This is a genomic window from Amycolatopsis sp. GM8 (assembly GCF_021653975.1).
Lineage (GTDB): Bacteria > Actinomycetota > Actinomycetes > Mycobacteriales > Pseudonocardiaceae > Amycolatopsis_E.
Genome location: NZ_JAJKFK010000001.1, coordinates 999,096 through 1,017,905 on the forward strand (window position 1 = coordinate 999,096; position 18,810 = coordinate 1,017,905).

General features: G+C 70.1%; 16 protein-coding genes and 1 riboswitch. Of the genes, 4 read left to right on the top strand and 12 right to left on the bottom strand.

The features are described from left to right. Nucleotides 1–11 precede the first annotated feature (11 nt). Complete coding sequence (locus LOZ83_RS04775; protein WP_236788946.1) at nt 12–1,235, top strand: Bcr/CflA family multidrug efflux MFS transporter; 1,224 nt, start codon at nt 12–14, stop codon at nt 1,233–1,235. Here LOZ83_RS04775 and LOZ83_RS04780 read toward each other — a convergent pair. Continuing rightward, nucleotides 1,171–2,385 (bottom strand): NAD(P)/FAD-dependent oxidoreductase, encoded by a 1,215-nt coding sequence (locus tag LOZ83_RS04780; protein WP_236788947.1) that lies wholly within the window; start codon nt 2,383–2,385, stop codon nt 1,171–1,173. The two genes, LOZ83_RS04775 and LOZ83_RS04780, sit on opposite strands and share 65 nt — an antisense overlap. 136 nt (nt 2,386–2,521) lie before the next feature. Between LOZ83_RS04780 and LOZ83_RS04785 the strand changes: the two genes are divergently transcribed. Both LOZ83_RS04785 and LOZ83_RS04790 read left to right on the top strand, forming a co-directional pair. Then, entirely contained in the window at nt 2,522–2,725 is a 204-nt protein-coding gene (locus tag LOZ83_RS04785; protein WP_236789444.1) for a hypothetical protein, read from the top strand. Between the two features lie 42 nt (nt 2,726–2,767). Continuing rightward, the gene (locus LOZ83_RS04790) at nt 2,768–3,577 is read left to right on the top strand and encodes an ABC transporter ATP-binding protein (protein WP_236788948.1); all 810 of its coding nucleotides are present in this window, start codon (nt 2,768–2,770) and stop codon (nt 3,575–3,577) included. A gap of 124 nt (nt 3,578–3,701) precedes the next feature. On the opposite strand, the gene LOZ83_RS04795 is transcribed toward LOZ83_RS04790, so the two are convergent. From LOZ83_RS04795 to LOZ83_RS04825, 7 genes are all read right to left on the bottom strand, one after another. Further along, a complete protein-coding gene (locus tag LOZ83_RS04795; protein ID WP_236788949.1) occupies nt 3,702–4,385 on the bottom strand; it encodes a FadR/GntR family transcriptional regulator in 684 nt (227 codons plus the stop codon). Between the two features lie 38 nt (nt 4,386–4,423). Then, nucleotides 4,424–5,500 (bottom strand): glycine cleavage system aminomethyltransferase GcvT, encoded by a 1,077-nt coding sequence (gcvT, locus tag LOZ83_RS04800; RefSeq protein ID WP_236788950.1) that lies wholly within the window; start codon nt 5,498–5,500, stop codon nt 4,424–4,426. A 1-nt stretch (nt 5,501) separates the two neighbouring features. Beyond that, nucleotides 5,502–8,363, bottom strand: coding sequence for an aminomethyl-transferring glycine dehydrogenase (gene gcvP / locus LOZ83_RS04805; protein WP_236788951.1), 2,862 nt, complete (start codon nt 8,361–8,363; stop codon nt 5,502–5,504). A 78-nt stretch (nt 8,364–8,441) separates the two neighbouring features. Further along, nucleotides 8,442–8,533, bottom strand: a riboswitch (glycine riboswitch). 72 nt (nt 8,534–8,605) lie between these two features. Beyond that, a complete protein-coding gene (locus LOZ83_RS04810) occupies nt 8,606–9,370 on the bottom strand; it encodes a 3-oxoacyl-ACP reductase (RefSeq protein WP_236788952.1) in 765 nt (254 codons plus the stop codon). A gap of 2 nt (nt 9,371–9,372) precedes the next feature. Further along, a complete protein-coding gene (locus tag LOZ83_RS04815; RefSeq protein ID WP_236788953.1) occupies nt 9,373–10,728 on the bottom strand; it encodes an aldehyde dehydrogenase in 1,356 nt (451 codons plus the stop codon). After that, entirely contained in the window at nt 10,719–11,423 is a 705-nt protein-coding gene (locus tag LOZ83_RS04820; protein ID WP_236788954.1) for a gamma-glutamyl-gamma-aminobutyrate hydrolase family protein, read from the bottom strand. Before LOZ83_RS04820 ends, LOZ83_RS04815 begins: the two co-directional genes overlap by 10 nt. After that, nucleotides 11,404–12,768: a glutamine synthetase family protein gene (locus LOZ83_RS04825; RefSeq protein ID WP_236788955.1), complete on the bottom strand. Its 1,365-nt coding sequence runs from the start codon at nt 12,766–12,768 to the stop codon at nt 11,404–11,406. Before LOZ83_RS04825 ends, LOZ83_RS04820 begins: the two co-directional genes overlap by 20 nt. Nucleotides 12,769–12,857: 89 nt before the next feature. Here LOZ83_RS04825 and LOZ83_RS04830 point away from each other — a divergent pair, with 89 nt between their 5' ends. Continuing rightward, nucleotides 12,858–13,676, top strand: coding sequence for an amidohydrolase family protein (locus tag LOZ83_RS04830; protein ID WP_236788956.1), 819 nt, complete (start codon nt 12,858–12,860; stop codon nt 13,674–13,676). A 34-nt stretch (nt 13,677–13,710) separates the two neighbouring features. Here LOZ83_RS04830 and LOZ83_RS04835 read toward each other — a convergent pair whose 3' ends face one another. The 4 genes from LOZ83_RS04835 to LOZ83_RS04850 all read right to left on the bottom strand — a co-directional run bounded on the left by LOZ83_RS04835 (nt 13,711) and on the right by LOZ83_RS04850 (nt 18,810). Continuing rightward, nucleotides 13,711–14,757, bottom strand: a complete 1,047-nt coding sequence (locus LOZ83_RS04835) for an NAD(P)-binding domain-containing protein (protein ID WP_236788957.1) — start codon at nt 14,755–14,757, stop codon at nt 13,711–13,713. 72 nt (nt 14,758–14,829) lie between these two features. Next, the gene (locus LOZ83_RS04840; protein WP_236788958.1) at nt 14,830–15,489 is read right to left on the bottom strand and encodes an SRPBCC family protein; all 660 of its coding nucleotides are present in this window, start codon (nt 15,487–15,489) and stop codon (nt 14,830–14,832) included. Nucleotides 15,490–15,571: 82 nt separating this feature from the next. Beyond that, nucleotides 15,572–16,426: a xanthine dehydrogenase family protein subunit M gene (locus tag LOZ83_RS04845; protein ID WP_236788959.1), complete on the bottom strand. Its 855-nt coding sequence runs from the start codon at nt 16,424–16,426 to the stop codon at nt 15,572–15,574. Further along, nucleotides 16,423–18,810 carry a xanthine dehydrogenase family protein molybdopterin-binding subunit gene (locus LOZ83_RS04850; RefSeq protein WP_236788960.1) on the bottom strand — a complete coding sequence of 796 codons (2,388 nt, stop codon included), beginning with the start codon at nt 18,808–18,810 and terminating at the stop codon, nt 16,423–16,425. The genes LOZ83_RS04845 and LOZ83_RS04850 overlap by 4 nt, the downstream gene beginning before the upstream one ends.

An 18,810-nucleotide genomic window follows, 5' to 3' on the forward strand; every position in this document is an offset into this window, starting at 1 on the left:
GGAGGACCTCGTTGACGACCACGCTCGCCCCAGCCCGCCCCAGAACGCTGCGCTACCTGCTGATTCTCGGCGGCCTCACCGCGTTCGCTCCGCTCTCGATCGACATGTACCTGCCGGCCCTGCCGACGATGACCGGCGATCTGCACACGTCCGACTCGACCCTGCAGCTGACGCTGACCGCGTTCATCATCGGGCTGGCGCTGGGCCAGCTGGTGCTCGGCCCGATCTCGGACACGGTGGGCCGGCGCAAGCCGCTGCTCGCCGGCCTCGCGCTGTACGCGGTTGCGTCGGTGCTGTGCGCGCTGAGCCCGTCGGTCGAAGTACTCATCGCGGCGCGGGCGCTGCAGTCCGTCGGCGCGGCGGCGGGCATCGTGATCGCCCGTGCCGTCGTGCGGGACCTGTATTCCGGCACCGCGATGACGAAGTTCTTCTCGGTACTGATGCTGGTGAGCGGTCTGGCGCCGATCCTCGCGCCGGTGATCGGCGGGCAGCTCCTGCGGCTGGCCTCGTGGCGCGGGGTGTTCGTGGTGCTGACCGTGGTCGGCGCGCTGCTGCTGATCGCGACCGCGCTCGCGCTGCGCGAATCACTGCCGCCGGACCGCCGCACCCCCGGCCGCCTCGGCGCCACGCTGCGTACCTACGGCACATTGCTCGCCGACCGCTCGTTCCTCGGTTACGCGCTCTCCGGTGGCGTGATGTTCGCCGGCATGTTCGCCTACATCTCGGCGTCTTCGTTCGTGCTGCAGGACGTTTACGGGCTCAGCCCGCAGGAGTACAGCCTGGTGTTCGGCGCGAACGGCGTCGGGATCGTGCTGGCCGGGCAGCTCAACGGGTGGCTCGTGGGGCGGGTTCCGGAGCGGACGCTGCTCGCGGCCGGGCTGACCGCTTCCGCGGTAGGCGGGCTCGGGGTGCTCGCCGCGACGGCCTTCACGCTGCCACTCGTCGCGCTGCTGATTCCGTTGCTGCTGCTGGTTTCCAGCATCGGCCTGGTGATGCCGAACGCGTCGTCGCTCGCGCTGGCCGAGCACGCCCGCAGCGCCGGCGCGGCGTCGGCGCTGCTGGGCGTGCTGCAGTTCGCGATCGGCGGGCTCGCGACCCCGCTGGTCGGCATCGGCAGCGGGGCGCTGCCGATGGGTGTGGTGATGGCGTCCTTCGCGGTGGCGGCGCTGGTCATCTTCCTGACGCTGACTCGGCGAGTGCGGACAGATCCGACTCCCGCAGCTGTTCAGGCGTAGCCGGCAGCTGCCCGTCGACCAGGGCGGCCAGCGCGTCGCCGGCGTCCCAGATGTTCACGTTCATCGCGGCGACGACGTGCCCGAGGCGTAGCCAGAACGCGAGGAACTCGCGCTTGGCGAGGTCACCGCGGACGACGAGCTGGTCGGTGTCCACATTGGCCAGTCCGCGGTACTCGCAGCCCAGCGCGTACTGGTCGCTGAAGAAGTACGGCGACCGGAGATACGGCTGGTCGGCGCCCAGCAGGTTCGCCGCCACGTGCGCGCCCTGGTTCTTCGCGTTCGCCCAGTGCTCGACGCGGACGCGTTTCCCGTAGTGCTGGTGGTAATGCGACGCGATGTCACCGACGGCGAAGACATCCGGCGCCGACGTGTGCAGGGTGGCGTCGACCGCGACCCCGCCGTCGTCGGCCAGGTCGAGACCGGCCGCGTGCGCCAGGTCGACGCGCGGCGCGGCGCCGATCGCGACGAGCACCAGGTCCGCCCGCAGCAGGGTCCCGTCGGTCAGGCGCACCGTGCCCGCACTGACCTCGGCGACCCCCGTGCCGAGCTTCCAGTGCACGCCGTTCTCGGTGTGCAGGTCCTGGAACACGCCCGCGATCTCCGGCCCCAGCACCGGTAGCAGCGGCGCCGCCGCCTGCTCGACCACCGTCACGTCGGCCCCGTGCCGGCGGGCGGCGGCCGCGGCCTCGGTACCGATCCAGCCCGCGCCGATGATCACCACCCGCTGCGCACGGGAGAACGCGTCCCGCAACGAAAGCGAGTCGTCGATCGTCCGCAGCGTCCGTACGTCGGGTGCACCGGGGAGCGCCCGCGGAGACGAGCCGGTCGCCAGGAGTAGCCGGTCGTAGGTGTGCTCGCCGCCCCTGTCGTCGACCACCAGCCGTGCGCCGCGCTCGATGCGGACCGCAGTGGTACCCAGGCGCAGATCGACCTCGTGCTCACGGTAGAAGCCCTCGTCACGCACCCAGTCCGGTTCGTCGGCGGCCCCCAGTAGCACGGCTTTCGACAGCGGCGGCAACTCGTACGGCCGATGGTTTTCCGTCCCCAGGACGACGATTTCGCCCGGATAGCCTTGCTCACGCAGGGTGGCGGCGGCGGTCGCACCGCCGAGGCCGGCACCGATGATCACGATGCGCCGTGGGTCGGACATCAGGTTCTCCCTTCGCCGGTGGCCTCGCTCACGCTAGGCGTTCGGGTGACTTTTCGCGCCCCCATCGTCACGATTCCCGCCCGGCCCGGTCCCATCCACGGCTCGGGCGAACTTGAGCGAGGGGAAGGCGGCCGAGGTGGTGGCGCAGGAGGAATGGACCGTCTCTTGCCGGGACCTGGCAGGCAGGAAACGCGATCTGACCGTGTTCATCAGCAGTGATCGCATCGTGGTGGTGGCGCCGCCGGGTGAGGCGGCGGTGCTGGAACCGCTCGACGTGGGGAGGTTGCGGGCGGCGCTGCGGGACGCGGTCGTCGCGATCGGCCGGCGAACACGAGACTGATCACAGGTTCCACCCGGCAGCGAGCTAGGTTAGCCTAACTTCATGACCGCGATCGCCGAAACCACGACCGCCACCCGGCTGCACGGCGAGGGCCTCACCCTCGCCTACGACGGGCGCATGGTCGCCGAGGACCTCGGCGTCACCATCCCGGACAAGTCGTTCACGGTGATCGTCGGCCCGAACGCGTGCGGGAAGACGACGCTGCTGCGTGCCCTCGCACGGCTGCTGAAGCCGCGCAAGGGCATGGTGTACCTGGACGGCGAGGTCATCTCGTCGATGCCGGCGAAGCACGTCGCTCGCCGGCTCGGGCTGCTGCCGCAGAGCTCGATCGCGCCGGAGGGCATCACGGTGTCCGACCTCGTGGCCCGTGGCCGGTACCCGCACCAGCGGCTGCTGCGCCAGTGGTCGAAGGAGGACGCCGCGGTGGTCGAGCGGTCGATGGCCGCGACCGGGGTGAGCGAACTGGCCGACCGCCTCGTCGACGAGCTGTCCGGTGGACAGCGGCAGCGCGTGTGGCTGGCGATGGCGCTCGCCCAGGAGACCGAGCTGTTGCTGCTGGACGAGCCGACGACGTTCCTCGACATCTCGCACCAGATGGACATCCTCGACCTGTGCGCGCAGCTGCACGCCGAGCAGGGCCGCACGCTCGTCGCGGTGCTGCACGACCTCAACCACGCGGCCCGCTACGGCACACACGTCATCGCGATGCGCGGCGGCGAGGTGATCGCCACCGGCACGCCCGAGGAGGTCGTGACGGCGGAGCTGGTGGCGGAGATCTTCGACCTGCCGTGCCGCGTCATCCCCGACCCGGAAACGGGCACCCCCCTGGTGATCCCCAAATCCCGCCGCTGACCCCCGCGAGTCCGACGCTCACGACCGCGAGTCCGACACCCACGACGGCGAGTTCTACGTTCGCGCGCGCCGATTGTCGAACTCGGCGTCGCGAATGTCGAACTCGGCGTACTGAGCGTCTGACTCAGCTGAGGAAGGCGCGGAGGAGGGACGCCGTGCCGTCCAGGTGTTCGGCCATGGCGGCGCGGGCGGCGGGCGGGTCACCGTCGAGGATGGCGGCGACGACAACGCGGTGCTGGGCGTTGGAGTGGTCCAGATTCGGCTCCAGCAAAGGGATTTCGTCCAGCAGGCGGTTGACGCGCATGCGTGCGTCGGCGACCGCCGAGGTCAGTGAAGCCGAGCCGGTTGCTTCCGCGATTGCCAGGTGCAGGCGCGAGTCCCGCCGCCGGTAGTCGCTCAGGTCCGCTGCCGACGCCTCCGCCAGCGTCGCCATCAGGTGGTCCCGGGCCGAAAGCCGCGTCGCGGCCAGCTCCGCCGCACCCGTCTCCAGCACGTACCGCAGGCTCAGCGTGTCCTCCAGCTCCGGCCGCGGTCCCGAAACCGGCGCCGGCAGCGGTTCCCGCACGAAGGACCCGCCGTAACGTCCGCGCCGCGATTCGACATACCCGGCGTCGGACAGGGCGTGCAGCGCTTCCCGCAGTGTCACGCGGCTCACGCCGAGACGCTCGGCCAGCTCCCGTTCCGGCGGGAGCCGCTCCCCCGCGCCCACGACGCCCAGCCGGATCGACTGCAGCAGCCGCTCGACCGTCTCCTCGAAGGCGTTGCCCGCGCGGACCGGCCGGAACAGTGCTTCGTCGGCGCCTGCCATCTCAGCATTCGATCACGTTGACGTGGCTGACAGCCAGTTCAGGTGCGCTTGTAGAAGGGGGTGGCGACGACTTCGACCGGTTCGATCCGGCCGCGGATGTCGACCGACAGGCTCGTGCCCGGTTCGCTCAATTCCGTTGCCACGTAAGCGAGAGCGATCGGATGGCCGAGCGTCGGCGACAGCGCCCCGCTCGTCACCTCGCCGATCTCGCGCGCCCCGTCGAGCACCTTGTACCCGTGGCGCGGGGCGCGACGGCCCTCACCGCGAAGGCCCACCAGCACCTGGGACGGTTCCCGGCGGCCTTCGAGCGCGGCCTTGCCCACGAACTCCGGCTTCTCGAACTTCACGACCCGGCCGAGCCCGGCTTCGAACGGTGTCAGCGCACTGGTCAACTCGTTGCCGTACAACGGCATGCCGGCTTCGAGCCGAAGCGTGTCCCGGCAGGCGAGACCGGCCGGCAGCAGCCCGTGCGGCTCACCGGCCGCGGCGAGCACGTGCCAGACGTCGACGGCCTCGCCGGCGGGCACGTACAGCTCGAACCCGTCCTCGCCGGTGTAGCCGGTGCGGGCGAGCAGCACGTCATGACCGCGAACGTGGGCCTGCATGCTCGCGTAGTACTTGAGACCACTCACGTCCACATCGGACACCGAGCCGACGATCGCCGCCGAGTTCGGGCCCTGCACGGCGATCAGCGCGGTATCGGCCGAACGGTCCTCGACCGTCACGTCGAACTTCTCCGCGCGCGACTTCAGTTCCGCGGCCACGAGCGCCGCGTTCCCGGCGTTGGCCACGACGAGGAACTTCTCGTCGGCGAGCCGGTAGACCACGAGATCGTCGAGCACGCCGCCGTCTTCGGCGCAGATCATCGTGTACCGGGCGCGGCCCGGCTTGACCGCGGACAGGGTACCGACCATCGCGTGGTCGAGCGCGTCCCCGGCCTGTGGCCCGGTCAGCTCGATCTCGCCCATGTGCGACAGGTCGAACAGGCCGGCGGCCTGGCGCACGGCGCGGTGCTCGGCGAGTTCGCTGGAATACCGCACCGGCATCTCCCAACCGGCGAAGTCGGTGAACAGCGCATTGAGTCCTTTGTGGACACCATAGAGCGCGGTGTGCATGTCAGCTCCCGTAGGCTTCGATCGGCGGGCACGAGCAGACGAGGTTGCGGTCGCCGAAGGCGCCGTCGATGCGGCGGACCGGCGGCCAGTACTTGCCCTTCGGCGAGACCCCGGGCGGATAGACGGCGAGCTTGCGGTCGTACGGCAGATCCCATTCGCCGGTCAGCGTTTCCGCGGTGTGCGGGGCGTTCCGCAGCGGGCTCCGCTCGATCGCCCAGCGGCCGTCGGCCACCTCTTCGATCTCGCGGCGGATCGCGATCATCGCGTCGCAGAACCGGTCGATCTCGGCGACGTCCTCGCTCTCGGTGGGCTCCACCATGAGCGTGCCGGCCACGGGGAACGACATCGTCGGGGCGTGGAAACCGTAGTCCACCAAGCGTTTCGCGACGTCGTCCACGGTCACGCCGGTGCGCTTGGTGAGCGCCCGCAGGTCGAGGATGCACTCGTGCGCGACCAGCCCGTGGCGGCCGGTGTAGAGCACCGGGTAGTGCGGACCGAGCCGCGCGGCGACGTAGTTCGCGGCGAGCACGGCCACCTTGGTCGCGCTGGTCAGGCCTTCGGCGCCCATCATCCGCACGTACGCCCAGGAGATCGGCAGGATCGAGGCGGAACCGAACGGGGCGGCCGAAACCGGTCCGACGCCCGACTCCGGCAGCTCGGGATGCCCCGGCAGGTACGGCGCGAGGTGCGCGCGCACCGCGACCGGACCGACCCCGGGCCCGCCGCCGCCGTGCGGGATGCAGAACGTCTTGTGCAGGTTCAGATGCGACACGTCGCCGCCGAACTCGCCGGGCTTCGCCAGGCCGAGCAACGCGTTGAGGTTCGCACCGTCCACATAGACCTGACCGCCGCCCTCGTGCACGATGCGGGCGATATCGCCGATCCCGTTCTCGTAGACGCCGTGCGTGGACGGGTAGGTGATCATGATCGCGGCGAGCGTGTCACGGTGTTCGTCCACTTTGGCCCGAAGGTCGCCGAGATCGACGTCACCGCTGGCATTGCAGGCGACGACCACCACGCGCATTCCGGCCAGCACGGCCGACGCGGCGTTGGTGCCGTGCGCGGACGACGGGATCAGGCACACCTCGCGCTCGGGCTGCCCGTTCGCCTTGTGATAGGCGCGGATCGCGAGCAGGCCGGCGAACTCGCCCTGCGAACCGGCGTTCGGCTGCAGCGAAACCTTGTCGTAGCCGGTGACCTCGGCGAGCCAGCCGCACAGCTGGTCGATCAGCTCGTGATAGCCCGCGGCGTCCTCGGCCGGGGCGAACGGGTGCAGGCCCGCGAATTCGGGCCAGCTGATCGGCTCCACTTCGGCCGTGGCGTTGAGCTTCATGGTGCACGAGCCGAGTGGGATCATCCCGCGGTCGAGCGCGTAGTCCATATCGGACAGGCGGCGCAGGTAGCGCAGCATGGACGTCTCGGAGCGGTGATGGTGGAACACCTGGTGCGTCAGGTATTCGCTCTCCCGCGGCAGCCCGGTCGGCAACACCGGCGGTCCGGGTTCGGCGTGCGCCTCGAGCTCGAAGGCCAGCAGCACCCGGCGCAGAGTGTCCACAGTGGTCACTTCGTCGCAGGCGATGCGGACGTGATCGGCATCGACGGGGCCGAGATTGATCCCGAACCGGCGCGCGTCCGCGATCACTTGCCCGGCGCGGCCCGGGACGCGCGCGAGCACGGTGTCGAAGAAGCTTTCGTGGACGACCTCGACGCCGCCCTCGCGCAACGCGGTCGCGAGCCCGCTCGCCAGGCCGTGCACGCGCTCGGCGATGGCCTTGAGGCCGTCCGGCCCGTGGTACACGGCGTACATCGCGGCGAGCACGGCCGGCAGCACCTGCGCGGTGCAGATGTTGGACGTCGCCTTCTCGCGGCGGATGTGCTGCTCGCGGGTCTGCAGCGCGAGCCGGTACGCGGGGTTGCCGTCCGCGTCGACCGACACGCCGACCAGGCGTCCCGGCAGCGAGCGCTCCAATCCCTTGCGCACAGCCAAATATCCGGCGTGCGGGCCGCCGTAGCCCAGCGGCACCCCGAATCGCTGCGTCGTCCCGGCCGCGATGTCCGCGCCGAAGTCACCGGGCGCGGTGACGATCGTGAGCGCGAGCAGATCGGCGGCGACGGTGTAGAGCGCGCCCGCGTCCTTGGCGACGGTGCCGATCGCCTCGTAGAAACCCTTGCCCCGCAACACTCCGGAGGCGCCCGGATACTGCACGACGACGCCGAAGAAGTCCTCGGGGAGCCCGGTGGTCAGGTCCCGCACGTCGACCTCGATGCCGACCGCCTCCGCGCGGGTCCGCACGACCGCGATGGTCTGCGGCAGGCATTCGGCGTCGAGCACCACGCGCTGCGACTTGGCCTTCGACTGGCGGCGCATCAGCATGACGGCCTCGGCGACCGCGGTCGACTCGTCGAGCAGCGAGGCGTTGGCGGTGTCCAGCGAGGTCAACGTGGACACCATCGTCTGGAAGTTGAGCAGCGCTTCGAGGCGGCCCTGCGAGATCTCCGGCTGATACGGCGTGTACGCGGTGTACCAGGCCGGGCTCTCCAGCACGTTGCGGCGGATGACCGGCGGCGTGATCGTGTCGCTGAAGCCGAGCCCGATCATCTGCGTCATCGGGCGGTTCTTCGCGGCGAGCGCGCGCAGTTCGGCGGTCGCTTCCTGCTCGCTGGCCGGCGGCAGGAGAGCCAGCTCGCGCGGGTTGCGGATGGCGGCCGGGACGGCGGCTTCGACCAGCGCGTCGAGGCTCCCGTACCCGCATTCGGCGAGCATCTTGGCTTGCTCGTGCTCGGCAGGGCCGATGTGACGATCGGCGAAAGTGGACATCGGGAGCTCCTCCATCAGCGGCTGCGGGAACTCCCCCTCTGTCATCGGCACCTGAGAGTTTCACCGCCGGAGCGGCTTTCACCTTGGGTGAGACGCGGTTTCGCGCCTGCTTTCCAGAGTGGCCTGGCCCGAGCGGTAACTGGTACCTGAGAGATTGGCGGGGATGTTGCTCCTTCGGTGCCCCGTGTGCACGGGGGCTCTCCCGCTCCGGCTCATGACGGCCCATGTTCAGTTGTCCGGTCAGTCTATAGCGCCGCTAGCCCGGCGCGCAGTGACACACGCCGCCGTTATAGCGGTGTCACGTACGCGCCGCTGATCCCACCGTCCACCAGGAACTGGGACGCGGTGATGAACGACGCGTCGTCACTGGCCAGAAAGGCCACCGCGGCGGCGATTTCCGTCGGCTCGGCGAAGCGGCCCATCGGCACGTGGACCAGCCGCCGCGCCGCGCGCTCGGGGTCCTTCGCGAACAGTTCCCGGAGCAGCGGGGTGTTGACCGGGCCCGGGCACAGCGCGTTGACCCGGATCCCTTCCCGCGCGAACTGCACGCCCAGCTCACGCGTCATCGACAGCACGCCGCCCTTGGACGCGGTGTACGAGATCTGCGAGGTCGCGGCGCCCAGCACGGCGACGAACGAGGCGGTGTTGACGATCGAGCCCTTGCCCTGCCGCAGCATGTGCGGGATCGCGTACTTGCAGCACAGGTAGACCGAGGTCAGGTTGACCTCCTGCACCTTCTTCCACGCTTCGAGTCCCGTGGTGAGGATCGAGTCGTCTTCGGGTGGGGAGATGCCGGCGTTGTTGAACGCGACGTCGACCGAGCCGAACCTGTCCACAGTGGTCTGGAAAAGCGCCTCCACCTGGGATTCACTGGTGACGTCCGTTGCGACGAACTCGCCTTCGACCTCGTCGGCCGCCGCTTTGCCGGCGCCCTCGTCGACGTCGGCGATGACGACCTTCGCGCCCTCGCTCGCCAGGCGCCGGGCCGTCGCCAGGCCGATCCCGCTCCCGCCGCCGGTGATGACGACGACGCGTCCCTCGAACCGCTGCATGTCTATTCCTCCGTGCTGATGAAGACGTTCTTGAGCTCGGTGAAGGACTCCAGCGCGTCCGGGCCGAGCTCCCGGCCGAGTCCGGACTGCTTGTACCCGCCGAACGGCGTCGAATACCGGACGGACGAGTGCGAGTTGACCGACAGGTTCCCCGCTTCGACCGCTCGCGACACCCGGAGCGCACGTCCAACGTTGGATGTCCAGATCGACCCGGACAGCCCGTACTCGGTGTCGTTCGCGAGCCGGACCGCGTCGGCCTCGTCGGTGAACGGCACAACAGCCACCACCGGGCCGAAGATCTCCTCCGTGACCAGCGGGTCCGTGAGCGAGGCCGGGGTGACCACGGTCGGCGGGAACCAGAAGCCCGGCCCCTCGGGCGCGCTGCCGCGGAACGCGATCGGCGCGTCGTCGGGGAGGTAGGACGTCACACGTTGTTTGTGCTGTGCGGAGATCAACGGTCCCATCTCGGTGCCCTCGGCCGCCGGGTCGCCGACCACGACCCCCTTGACCGCCGGTTCGAGCAGCTCCATGAACTTGTCGTAGACCGGCGCCTGCACCAGGATTCGCGACCGGGCGCAGCAGTCCTGGCCGGCGTTGTCGAACACGCCGTAGGGCGCGGTGGCGGCGGCCTTCTCCAGGTCGGCGTCGGCGAAGACGATGTTCGCGCTCTTGCCGCCGAGTTCCAACGTCGTACGTTTGACCTGCTCGGCGCAGCCCGCCATGATCCGCTTGCCGACCGCGGTCGAGCCGGTGAACACGACCTTCCGCACGGCCGGATGCGTCACGAACCGCTGCCCGACGACCGGGCCGGCGCCGGGCAGCACCTGGAACACGTCCTCGGGGATGCCGGATTCGCGCGCCAGTTCGGCGAGGCGGAGCGCGGTGAGCGGGGTCAACTCGGCCGGTTTGAGCACGACGGTGTTCCCGGCGGCCAGCGCGGGCGCGAAGCCCCAGCCCGCGATCGGCATCGGGAAGTTCCACGGGACGATGATCCCGACGACACCGAGCGGCTCGTAGAACGTCATATCTACCCCACCGGCCACCGGGATCTGCTTACCGTGCAAGCGTTCCGGGGCCGCGGCGTAGAAGTGCAGGACGTCTCGGACGTTCCCGGCCTCCCAGCGGGCGTTGCCGATCGTGTGGCCAGAGTTGACCACTTCCAGCCGCGCCAGGTTCTCGACGTCGGCGTCGACCGCGTCGGCGAACCGCCGCAGCAGCCGGGCCCGGTCGCCCGGCGCGACGGCCCGCCACGCCGGGAAGGCGACCTGCGCCCGGGCGATCGCCGCGTCGGTCTCCTCCAGCGACGTCAGCTCGACCGAGCGGACGACCTCTTCGGTCGCCGGGTTGATCACGTCCATGCCGCCTCCACCAGTGCCGCGAACAGCCTCACGTCTTCGATGTCCTGCTCGGGATGCCACTGCACGCCCAGCACGAACCGGTCGCCCGGCGCCTCGACGGCTTCGACGGTGCCGTCCGCCGCCCAGCCGACGGCCGTGAGACCCGCGCCCAGCGCATCGACCGCCTGGTGGTGGTAGCACTGCGCTTTCGCTTCCGCGCCAAGGATTTTCGCCGCGCGGCTGCCGGGCGCGAGGGTGATCCGCTGGTGCCCGTACACCGCGGGCGAGGGCTGGTGCTCGTCGTGCCGCAGCAGCTCGGGCAGGTGCTGGGTGAGCGTCCCGCCGTAGGCCACATTGAGCACCTGCATCCCGCGGCACACGCCGAGCACCGGCAAACCGCGCTCGGCGGCGGCCCGGACGGCGGCGAACTCGAACCCGTCCCGCTCGGGGCGCGACACCGTCTTCTCGTGCGGCTCCCGCCCATAACGCTCCGGGCCGACGTCGGCGCCACCGGCGATCACCAGGCCATCCAGCGCGGCCAACGCCGACATGTCCTCGCCGACAGCCGGCAGCAGCACCGGCGCCCCACCAGCCTTCACCACACCATCCACATAGGACCGAGGCACCAGCGCGGCCGCGGTGTCCCAGACACCCCAGCGAGCACGTTCGACGTAGGACGTTATACCAATGACCGGCCTAGAGCCGTTCGAACCCACGCACACGCTCCCAGTCGGTGACGGCGGCATCGAACGCGGTCAGCTCGACGCGGGCCGCGTTGAGATAGTGCTCGACGACGTCGTCGCCGAACGCCGTGCGGGCGATCTTGCTCTCCGCCAGCAACTGTGCGGCGTCGCGCAGGGTGGCGGGCACGTTCGGCCTGCCCGAGTCGTAGGCGTTGCCGATGAACTCCGGCTCCAGCGGCAACTCGTTCTCGATTCCGTGCAGGCCGGCCGCGACGAGCGCCGCGACCGCGAGGTACGGGTTCACGTCCCCGCCGGGCACCCGGTTCTCCACCCGCAGCGACGGCCCGTGCCCCACGACGCGCAGCGCGCACGTCCGGTTGTCCATGCCCCACGCGACCGCGGTCGGCGCGAAACTGCCGGGCACGTAACGCTTGTAGGAGTTGATGTTCGGCGCGAAGAAGTACGTCAGCTCGCGCAGGCAGGCGAGCTGGCCGGCGAGGAAATGCTCCATGAGCTTCGAGAACCCGCCCGGCCCGTCGCCCGCGAGCACCGGATCACCGTCGGCCGAGCGCAGGCTGATATGGATGTGACAGGAGTTGCCCTCGCGCTCGTTGTACTTCGCCATGAAGGTCAGGCTCTTGCCCTCCTGCGCGGCGATCTCCTTGGCGCCCGTCTTGTAGATACCGTGGTTGTCGCATGTGGACAGTGCGTCGGTGTAGCGGAACGCGATCTCGTGCTGACCCGGATTGCACTCGCCCTTCGCGGACTCGACGTACATCCCGGCGGCGCCCATCTCGTTGCGGATACGCCGCAGCAACGGTTCCAGCCGCCCGGTGCCGAGCAGTGAATAGTCCACATTGTACTGATTGGCCGGGGTCAGCTCGCGATAGCCGCGCTGCCAGGCCTGCTCGTAACCGTCGTCGAAGACGATGAACTCCAGTTCCGTGCCGACATACGCGGTGAGCCCACGCTCGGCGAGCCGGGACAACTGCCGCTTGAGCACCTGCCGCGGGGAAGCGGGGACATCGCCACCCTGCACCCACTCGATGTCCGCGAGCACCAGCGCCGTGCCCTCATGCCACGGGACCCGCCGTAGCGTCGAAAAGTCCGGCCGCAGCACGAAATCCCCGTACCCGCGCGCCCACGACGACATCTCGTAGCCGTCCACAGTGTTCATGTCGACGTCCACGGCCAGCAGGTAGTTGCACGCCTCCGTCGCGTGCGGGACGACCTCGTTGAGGAAGTATTCGGCGGCGCAGCGCTTGCCCTGCAGGCGCCCCTGCATGTCGGTCATCGCGACGAGAACGGTGTCGATCACGCCCTCGTCGACGAGCTCACGCAAACGGTCCACGGTGAGCATGCCCCTGGCACTGTTCATCCGCACACCCTTCCGTGGCGCGACCTGCCCCGTCAAAGGGCCACTATTGATCCATTGAGCTCGGCTGTCAACACGGCGAAGATGAACACGTGCCTGACGAGATCATCGATGTCTGGATGCAGCAACCCAACGAGCGGTTCATGACCCAGCCGTGGCTGGAGTCGTTGCTGCGCTGGACGGACATGGAACGCGTCACGCCGCCGCTGCCCGCGACGCTCGGCGCGATGGACCAGGCCGGGGTCCGGGTGGGCCTGCTCGCGGCGTGGCACGGCCCGCACGGGGTGCTGATCTCCAACGACGAGGTCGCCGAAGTGGTCGGCAAGCATCCGGACCGGTTCGCCGGGGTCGCGACCGTCGATCTGACCGATCCTGTCGGCGCCGTGCGCGAGATCCGGCGCTGTGTGCGGGAACTCGGGTTCGTCGCGGTGCGCGTCGTGCCGTGGCTGTGGAACCTGCCGCCGAACGACCGCCGCTACTACCCGGTGTACGTCGCGTGCGTCGAGGAGGACGTGCCGTTCTGCACGCAGATCGGGCACACCGGACCGCTGTGCCCGTCCGAACCGGGGCGGCCGATCCCGTACCTCGACGAGGTGCTGCTGGACTTCCCGCAGCTGGTCGTCGTCGGCGGGCACGTCGGGTTCCCGTGGATGGCGGAAGTCCTTTCCCTGGCCCGGAAATACCCGAACTTCTACGTGGACACCTCGGCGTACGCACTGCACCGGCTGCCGCCGGAGCTGGTCGAGTTCATGCGCGGCCGCGGCCGGACGCGCGTGCTGTTCGGCAGCAACTACCCGATGGTCACGCCCGCGCAATGCCTCAACCGGCTGGACGACCTCGGGCTCGGCGCGGAGGCGAGAGAACTGTTCCTCGGCGGCAACGCCCGGCGCGTCTTTTCTCTGCCTGTCTAGGGAAGCCCACCACGGCGGCGCCCGCCGAACTCGGCTAACTGTCCAGGAGCCGGCGGATCTCCGTCACCGCGGAACGTCCGGCCCGGTTGGCGCCGATGGTGCTCGCCGACGGGCCGTACCCGACGAGATGCAGCCGCGGTTCGCTGACCACGCGAGTCCCGTCCATCCGGATCCCGCCGCCCTGCCCGCGTAGATGTAGCGGCGCTAGATGTTCGAGCGCCGCTCGGAAACCGGTCGCCCACAGAATGACGTCCGCACGCTGGGTCGTGCCGTCCGCCCAGACGACGCCGTGTTCGGTGATGTGCTCGAACATCGGCTTGCGGTCGAGGATCCCGCGCTCGATGCCGCGGCGGACGTCGGGCGTGAGCGCCAGCCCGGTCACGCTCACCACGCTGCCCGGCGGGAGTCCGGCCCGCACACGGACGTCGACTTTCGCGACGGACTCGCGGCCGCGGTCGGGTGTGAAGTCGCGGTCGAACCACTCGGGCTCGCGCCGGGTCACCCATGTCGTACCGCTCGCGACCTCGGCGATCTCGAGCAGCAGCTGCACCCCCGACGCGCCGCCGCCGACCACGATCACGTGCTTGCCGCGGAACTCCTCGACGCTCTGGAAGTCCGCCGTGTGCAACTGGCGCCCCCGGAACGTCTCCTGGCCCGGGTAGTGCGGCCAGAACGGCCGGTCCCAGGTGCCGGTGGCGTTGATGACCGCGCGAGCCGACCACGAGTCGGCCGCGCTCTCCACGAGCAGCCGCTCGCCCTCGTCCCGCACGGCCAGCACGTCGACCGGGCGCAGCACAGGAAGGTCGAAAACCCGTTCGTACCGCCCGAAATACTCCGAGACCACATCCGAGGCGGGACGGCTCAGGTCGGGCGTGCCGAACGCCATCCCGGGCAGATCGTGGATGCCGTGCACCTTGCCCAGTCGCAGCGACGGCCATCGATACTGCCACGCGCCGCCGGGCCGCTTGCCGTGGTCCAGCACGACGAACCCGGAACCATTGCGGAATCCTGTCCGCCGCAAGTGATACGCGGCCGACAACCCCGCCTGGCCCGCGCCGATCACCACCACGTCAGTACGCACGTACCGTTCAACGGCCGCGTGAGCGCACTGCTTCCTGCTGTGTCCGGCGACACTTCCGCGCCGTGGCAGCGCTTACTTCCGCCGGAACGCCCGGAAGATCGCCACGATCACCAGCAGGCCGGCGACCCCCGCCAGCACCGGCGCGAGCCGCTTCACGACCGAGGACCCGGCCAGGTCGAACAGGTCGATCGCCTCGGTTTCCTTCGGCTCGGCGGGCTTCACGGCCTCGAGCTTCGGCTTCGAGTCCGCGGTCTGGGCGGCGGCCTCGGCCGCGGGCGCCGGCGCGTCCGCCTCGGTGAGCTTCTCCGCGAGGTTCGTCGCGAACTGGTCCAGGATCTTGCCGCTGACCTCGGAGATCATGCCGCGGCCGAACTGCGCCGGTCGCCCGGTCACGTTCAGGTCCGTCTCGACCGCGCCCTTGGTCTGCCCATCGTTCTCGGTCAGCGTCACCGTCACGGTGGCGGCCGCCGTGCCGGCGCCGCGGGAGTCCTTGCCCGACGCCTTGATCACGATCTTGCGGGCCGCCTCGTCCTTCTCCAGGAACTCGCCGGAACCCTTGTACAGCAAGGAGATCGGGCCCAGCTTGACCTTGACCGTGCCGGTGAACGAGTCACCCTCGACCTTCGTCAGCGTGGCACCGGGCATGCAGGGCGCGACGCTCTCCGGATCGGTGACGGCCTGCCACACCTTGGCGGGCGGCGCCGGGACGGTGAACTCGTGGTCAAGCCGCACGGCCTGACTCCTTTCTCGTCTTCACGTGAACGGGGGCTCTGGACGGCAACTTTACGCCCCGCCAGAGCCCCGTCCACCTCTGTTACGCGGTCACCGCCGCGGTGACGGCGCGGCCGGTGAGCACCCGGGCCAGTTCCTGCCGGAACTCGACATCGGCGTTGCTGTCCGGCGTCGGGCTCGTCCCTTCGGCGGCGTGCGCGGCCGCCGCGCGGATGTTCTCCGCCGTCGCCGCCTGGCCGACCAGCGCCTGCTCGACGGCGGTCGCCCGGACCGGGGTCGAGGCCATGTTGGTCAGCCCGATCCGCGCCTCGGCGACAGCGCCGCCCTCGGTGCGGACCGTGACCGCCACGCCCACCATCGACCAGGCCTGCGCGACCCGGTTGAACTTCTCGTAGTGCGCACGCCAGCCGGTGTACTTCGGCACCCGGACCTCGACCAGGATCTCGTCCGCCGCGAGCGCCGTGGTGAACAGGTCCTGGAAGAACTCCGCCGCGGGCACCGTGCGCCGCCCGTCCATCCCGGCGATGACCATCTCGGCGTCCAGCGCGAGCGCGGGGGCCAGCAGGTCACCGGCCGGGTCGGCGTGCGCGAGCGAACCGCCGAACGTGCCACGGTGGCGCACCTGCGGGTCGGCCACCGTGTCCGTCACCCTGGCCAGCAGCGCGGCGTGCTCGGCGATCAGGTGGTCGCGCTGCACGTCGTAGTGCGTGGTCATGGACCCGATCACGAGGCCGTCGCCCTCTTCGCGGATGCCGCGCAGCTCGGCGATCTTGCCGAGATCGATGATCGTCGAGGGCGCGGCGAGCCGCATCCGCAGCACCGGCAGCAGGCTCTGCCCGCCAGCCAGCACCTTCGCGTCCTCACCGGCGCCTGCCAGCGCCTGCACCGCTTCGTCCACTGTGGACGGAGCTACGTAGTCGAAGGCCGCAGGGATCACTGGGCACCTCCAGCAGATTTGATCGCCGACCACACCCGCATCGGCGAGCATGGCATCTCGATGTCGTTGACGCCCAGGTGCCGCACGGCGTCGACCACGGCGTTGACCACCGCCGGGGTCGAGGCGATCGTGCCCGCCTCACCAACTCCCTTGACGCCCAACGGGTTCGTGGTCGCCCTGGTCTCCGTGCGGTCCGTGGTGTAGCTCGGCAGGTCCGCCGCCGACGGCAGCAGGTAGTCGACGAACGTGCCCGTGGTCAGCGTGCCCGAGTCGTCGTAGGTCGCCTCCTCGAACAGCGCCTGCGCGATGCCCTGCGCGAGCCCACCGTGCACCTGCCCCTCGACGAGCAGCGGGTTGACCACCGCGCCGATGTCGTCCACGCACACGTACTGGCGGATCTTGACGCGGCCCGTCTCCGTGTCCACCTCCGCGGCGCACAAGTGTGTGCCGTGCGGGAACGAGAAGTTCTCCGGGTCGAACGTGTAGTCCGCGTCGATCGAGGGCTCGACCCCCTCGGGGAAGTCGTGCGCGGTGAAGGTCGCGAACGCGACCTCCTGGATCGTGACGCCCTTGTCCGTGCCCTTGACCGCGAACCGGCCGCCGCTGAACTCGAGGTCGTCCTCGGCCGCCTCGAGCAGATGCGCCGCGACCTTGCGGGCCTTGTCGATCACCTTGTCCGCGGCCTTGACCACCGCGATGCCGCCCACCGCCAGCGAGCGCGACCCGTAGGTGTCCAGGCCCTTGGGCGCGACCTGCGTGTCGCCGTGCAGCACCTCGACGTCCTCGAACGGGACCCCGAGCCGGTCGGCCACGATTTGGCTCCACGCCGTCTCGTGTCCCTGCCCGTGCGGCGACGTGCCGGTGACCACCTCGACCTTGCCGGTGGCCAGCATCCGGATGCTCGCGTGCTCCCAGCCGCCGGCGCCGACGCCGAGCTGGCCCAGCACCCGCGACGGCGCCAGCCCGCACATCTCGGTGAAGGTCGAGATGCCGATGCCGAGCTGGATCGGGTCCCTGCGCTCGCGCCGCTCGGTCTGCTCACGGCGCAGGCCTTCGTAGTCGAACAGCTCCAGCGCCCTGGCCGTGGCGGCCTCGTAGTTGCCCGAATCGTAGGTGAGGCCCGCGACCGTGGTGAACGGGAACTCCTCGTGCTTGATCCAGTTCTTCTCGCGCAGCTGGAGCGGGTCCGTGCCCAGTTCGGCGGCCAGCTCGTCCATCATCCGCTCGATGGCGAACGTGGCCTCCGGCCGGCCCGCGCCGCGGTAGGCGTCGGTGAAGGTCTTGTTCGTGAACACGTCGGTGAGCTCGAACCGGTAGGCTGGGAACTTGTAGATCGCGTTGAACATGAACGCGCCGAAGGTCGGCACCGCGGGCGTGAACAACCCGAAGTACGCGCCCATGTCGGCCATCAGCTGGACCTTGAGCGCGGTGACCGTGCCGTCCTTCTTCGCCGCGATCGTCATGTCCTGGATCTGGTCGCGGCCATGGTGCGCGGCCAGCAGCGACTCCGAGCGACTCTCGGTCCACTTGACCGGCCGGTTCAGCCGCTTCGCCGCGAGAATCGTCAGCATCTCCTCGCGGGTCACCTGCAGCTTGCCGCCGAACCCGCCGCCGACGTCCGGCGCGATCACGCGGACCTTCTGCTCGGGCAGGCCCAGCGTCAGCGCCGCCATCGTCTTGAGGATGTGCGGTACCTGTGTGGCCGACCAGATCGTCACCTGGTCGCCGGTCGGGTCGACGACGACCGAACGCGGCTCCATGAACGCGGGAATCAGGCGCTGCTGGCGGAACCGGCGCTTGAGGACGATCGAGTCCGGGTCGGCCTCGGCGGCGCGGATCGCCTCGTCGGAGTTGCCGCCTGTGCCGGCCTCGGCCGAGTCGAACGCGAAGAACGCCCACTTGTTCGTGCCGAGTTCGGGATGCACCAGCGGTGCGCCGTCTTCGAGCGCCGCCTCCATGTCGAGCACGACCGGCAGGTCGTCGTAGTCGACGTCCACCGCGTCGACGGCGTCGCGCGCCGTCGCGGCGTCACGGGCGACGACGATCGCCACGACGTCACCGGCGAAGCGCACCTTGTCGACCGCGGCCGGGGCGTGCCGCGGCACCGTCGCGTCGGCGTTGACCGGTGCGGCGACCGGCATGGTGCCCTGCTCGGCGTCCAGGTCGGCGCCGGTGTAGACGGCGAGCACACCCGGCATCCGGCGGGCCACGTCGGTGTCGATGCGCCCGATGTTCGCGTGCGCGATCGGGCTGCGCACGGTGGCGAGGTGCAGCAGGCCCGGCAGCGTCATGTTGTCGGTCCAGCGGGTGCGACCGGTGATCAGCCGCGCGTCCTCTTTCCGGGCGCGGGCCCGGCCGACCTCGGGTTCGATCGTGGCGGTCAT